This window comes from Frisingicoccus sp. (assembly GCA_016298055.1).
In the GTDB taxonomy this organism is placed as follows: Bacteria; Bacillota; Clostridia; order Lachnospirales; family Lachnospiraceae; genus Frisingicoccus.
Map to the genome: position 1 here is coordinate 1 of JAEDDO010000151.1, position 4490 is coordinate 4490.

Here is a 4490-nt window from a genome sequence, read left to right on the forward strand (position 1 = left end):
CATAAGCCACATCTGTTCCGGTGTATTTTTCTGTTCTTCTTCTAACATCTGATATTCTTCCGCAACGATATCTACAGCAAGTCCCAGTTCATGTTCACTTGTTCCCGGAACAGCAACCCATTCTGCCGCAAGTTTTTCAGCCTCCTCATCGGTGTAGCCTTCATCTTTATGCTCCTGAACCTCCTCGGCAAAAAGACGCTCCTGAGTCTCATGAGAACGCCAGGAAGAGCATATAACAAGATGCATCCCTGCCGTCTTAGCGTCGTTCATCATGGCCTGCAGATCATCCCACGCCCGTGCGTCAATCCAGTGTTCATTCGGAGCTTCTCCCACTTTTTTCAGATCAACCGTCCAGTTTTCCGGAACCGGATGGTTGATATTTACAAGCGTAAGCAGCGGATCTTCTTCTTTTTCTGTTTCCAAAACAGCTGTTTCCGGAACGGATTCGGTCTCTTCTTCTGTTGTACTTATTGTCTCCAGAACACTGCGGGCTGTTTCTGCCTGAGACTCGGCTGCAGCATTTTTCTCTGTATTTAAAAAATATATACCTAGACCAAAGCAGGCCAGTGACAGAATTGATAATAGAACAATCCGTTTTTTCATATATCCACCATCCTCTGTTAAACAAAGACCTGCCAAACAGCAGGTCTTTCAATGGATCAATCAAGCTTTTTCGTAGCAATACATGTCGGGCACGGCACATGAATCGGGCGTCCTTTCATGTAAATATATCCTTTTTCATAATTTACACCGAAAAATGTCAGTGAGTCTGACTCTTGATTAACCGATACAAAATGCTGTTTATCCGGGAAAAGATAAATATCTCTCGGGTAAATCCCGCTGACCGGAAGGACACACATTTTGTCCATCTTTTTTTCTTCATCAATGCGATAAACAGCCACACTGTTATCGCCCGAATTGGTCACGAAAAGATACTTGTCGTCATCTGTAATTTTCAGAGTAACCGCACAATTATCTTCCGAGAACTTCGGAGGTAATGTGGACTCCTGATCCAGTTTTTCAAACTTTGGTCCCTTTTTTCCCATGCTGTAACGGTATTCTGTGACCATATTGGCATTTTCATGGGTAAGATAAATATATTTTTTATCATTTGAAAAGATAATATGTTTTGGTCCGGAATCAATCTCACAGCGAACAATATCCTTCAACTGAATCTTTCCCGTGCTTCTGTCAAACTGATATACCTTGATCTGGTCCATACCAAGATCCACTGCCAGAATATATTTTTCATCCGGTGTAAACAGTGCACAATTGACATGGCACCGGTTGTTTCTTGAAATGATACTTCCCGGGCTCTTCATGAACACTTCATCTGTCACTTCACCCACGGTTCCGTCCGGATTAAGCCGTGAAATTGTCAGTTTGCCGTCATAATATCCGGAACTTACAAGAAATTCATTTTTTGAGTCCACCTGAAGATAGCACGGACGAAGTCCCTGAACGGAATGGCGATTCAGATATTCAAGATCGCCGTCAGGCAAAATTCTGAATGCTGCCACACCTTCATCACAATTGGAATAGAGATAGTCTCCCTTATCCGATATGGTAATAAATGACGGATTCGTGATCTCAACCGTACCTTTCGGCTCAAAGACCGGCTGATCCGAAGTAAAATCAAACATATAAATACCCTTGCTCTCGCCGCGGGTATAGGATCCAACATACGCTCTGTACTTTTCCATAAGTCTCCTCCTGATTATTCTGCCTGCATCGATGTCTTTTTATTTTCAAATTCCATGACACGCTGCTGATAAGCTTCTATGATTGTTTTATCAAATGCCAGTTTCGGCTTTTTAATACCCATATGAAACAGCAGATACTGGGTAAAATAAGGGTTCATGATCAATAATGGTCCCACCAGATAGGTGCCGATAAAATTATTTTTGCGAATACCTTCTAAACCTGTGGAACGATTAATACCTATTCCCCGGATACTCTTGGCAAAATAGCAGTAGTCATTTGCCCCATATGTCATCGCCTGCTGAATCTTACATCCCACAATCTTTCGTTCATTAAACTGTCCGAAATAGTTGCCGACAAAAGCCTGATCCTGTCGGATGACCGCGGAAAAATCAAAAATGTTCAGTCCCTTTCGGACATCTTCACCTTTAATAATCTCTCTGAAAAGCACTTCCATGGCATTACCCGTAAAAAGCATGCATACTTTTTGATTGATAAGTTCCTCAATACGTTCTTTGTAAGGCATCAGTTTTTCGATGACCTTCAGCTGATTCTCCTCCGAGAGTCCGCCCATATAGATCAGATCCACATCTTCCCGGACAAAGACCGGTTCCTCTTCCAGCCCTGTCTCAATAAACTGTGCTTCCGGAAGGCAGGCCTTTAAATATTTTACGTTCCCTATATCGCCGTGGAGATATCCAAGCTCAGAAAATAGAACTTCAATAATCATTACTCGTCCTCCCCTTTCTTCATACGCACTGTTAATTTTGTCCGGATCTGCTCCACTTCAAACCGGGTGCTCGGTGACATAACGAAACAGATGTTTTTCACATCAGACAATTTTACAAGCTCGGCTGCATCATTTGTCTGAAAAGCTGTATTGATCCGTTCCTTTTGGACCCCTGCCAGAAGGCAGCGCATCTTATAATCATAACATCGTTTTCCCACAGTGATCACCTGTTTTATGTGGGACCGGCAGAGGTATTCATATTCTGCATCATAGATAAAACCTACATTTTCTGACCCCTGGATCTGCTCTCTCTGATTGTAATCCATAAGAATAACGGTGCAGTCTTCGCTCTCCTCTGCTATCATTTTAAAAACTGTCTCTGAACGCTTCGGATCTTTCTCCATACTATAGAACGTAAGAATATTCCACTGACCGATCACTTCTCTGTCAACTTTTTCTTCCGATGGCCACTGTTCCGATATTTTTTCTTTTTTTCCAAACAAATTTTTGAGTGGATTTTTCATGATGGCATAATCTCCCTGTTAAAATTTCGTTTTAGGATCTGAAAATTCTTTCATTCTTCTCTCAAAGGCGTCCATAATGACCGGCTCAAAGGCAAGTTTCGGATTTTCCACACCCATCACCTTCATCAGATATTTTGTAAACTCCGGATTCATCACAAGAAACGGTCCGACAAGATAGGTTCCGAAGAAATTGTGTACATGGATTCCTTCCACATCTACAGAAGGATTCATTCCCACACCCTTTTCAACCTGAATAAATGTGTGCTTGAACCGGGAACTGTAAGCCATTGAAAACTGGGTTTTAAAGCCGAGGATCGGCATTCCCTTAAATTTTCCTTTTAAAAGCCCGTTAAAACGATGCATCATATCCCGTTTGGCATAAAAATCAAAGATACCCAACGCCTTTTCTCTTGAACCGTCCTCATTTTCAATCCAGCGGCCAAAAATCTCCAGCGCATTATTCGTGATCAGAAACGGTACGTCTTCTTTAATCAGTTCAATGATGCGTTCTCTGTACGGCATCAGTTTATTGATCACCAGCGTCTGTACCCGCTCCGTCATCGCTCCCATATAGATCAAGTCTACCTTCTCTGTAACAAAAACAGGCTCGGACATGTAATCTGTATAAATAAATTCTGCTTCCGGCAGACACTGCTGCAGATATTTCATATTGGATGGATCTGCAAACAGATTACAATATTCTGGAAAAAGAACTTCTATCTTCATTATGCTTCCTTGCCCCTTTCTTCTAATTTTTTCTTCAGATCTGCACATACTTTATTGGCATAGTGAATTGTATACACATCGTACAATAGATAAAACTTATCTGACAGATCACAGTCAATATATTGTGCCGCATCCACCTCATGTTCACAGCAGACGATCCGCTCTTCCGGTATTCCGGCCATAAGAAGACGAAGATGGAAATCCTGATGACGCACGCCGGTCAGTACGATCTGCTTTATAGAATCATCGTTTAAAAATTCAAAATCGATGTCAAAAATCCAGGCAATATTCTCACTGCTCTCCTTGGCATCATAATAATCATCCACCATACATACAACCGTCTTTGTGCCTTCCTCATGTCGAATGAAATCACACACCCTGGAACATGCGATCGGATTCTGTCCTTTCGCCAGATTCATGACAACTTCTTTTCCTCCCACCATCTCTGAATGATAACGCGTTTCGGCGATCTTCATCTTTTCGAAGGATGTCTGGATCTTCCCAATATCAAGCCCGAGCTGGGACAAGAGAGCGATTGCTGCAATCATATTATAAATATCGGTCACATTATTACCGATCAGTTTAAAATCATAAAGACCCTCCGGTGTCTTCACCATGCAGCGGTGATTTTCATAATCGATCTTTTCCACTGTATAATCCATATCCGGTGAACCGAAATCGCAGTTCGGACAATGGGCCCGGCCAATATGATTATAGCGGATATAATCATATTCCAGTTTCGCACCACACTCCGGACAGGCAATAATATCCTTAATGATATTGTTCGGCGTACTGTGTCCATCCGGACA

Annotated in this window: 6 protein-coding genes; all 6 read right to left on the bottom strand. The window is 42.1% G+C overall.

Annotated features, from left to right (window positions below; translation table 11 throughout):
- Positions 1-603 (bottom strand): M15 family metallopeptidase (locus tag QZZ35_RS09465; protein WP_291237177.1); only part of this gene is annotated, 603 nt, incomplete at its 3' end.
- A 56-nt stretch (positions 604-659) separates the two neighbouring features.
- Positions 660-1703 (bottom strand): lactonase family protein, encoded by a 1044-nt coding sequence (locus QZZ35_RS09470; RefSeq protein WP_291237178.1) that lies wholly within the window; start codon positions 1701-1703, stop codon positions 660-662.
- Between the two features lie 14 nt (positions 1704-1717).
- Positions 1718-2431, bottom strand: a complete 714-nt coding sequence (locus QZZ35_RS09475; RefSeq protein WP_291237179.1) for a hypothetical protein — start codon at positions 2429-2431, stop codon at positions 1718-1720.
- A complete protein-coding gene (locus tag QZZ35_RS09480) occupies positions 2431-2955 on the bottom strand; it encodes a MurT ligase domain-containing protein (protein WP_291237180.1) in 525 nt (174 codons plus the stop codon). The genes QZZ35_RS09475 and QZZ35_RS09480 overlap by 1 nt, the downstream gene beginning before the upstream one ends.
- A gap of 18 nt (positions 2956-2973) precedes the next feature.
- On the bottom strand, positions 2974-3681 hold the full coding sequence (locus QZZ35_RS09485) for a hypothetical protein (protein WP_291237181.1): 708 nt from the start codon (positions 3679-3681) through the stop codon (positions 2974-2976).
- A partial coding sequence (locus QZZ35_RS09490; protein WP_291237182.1) for a MurT ligase domain-containing protein occupies positions 3681-4490 on the bottom strand: 810 nt, incomplete at its 5' end. The genes QZZ35_RS09485 and QZZ35_RS09490, both read right to left, overlap by 1 nt.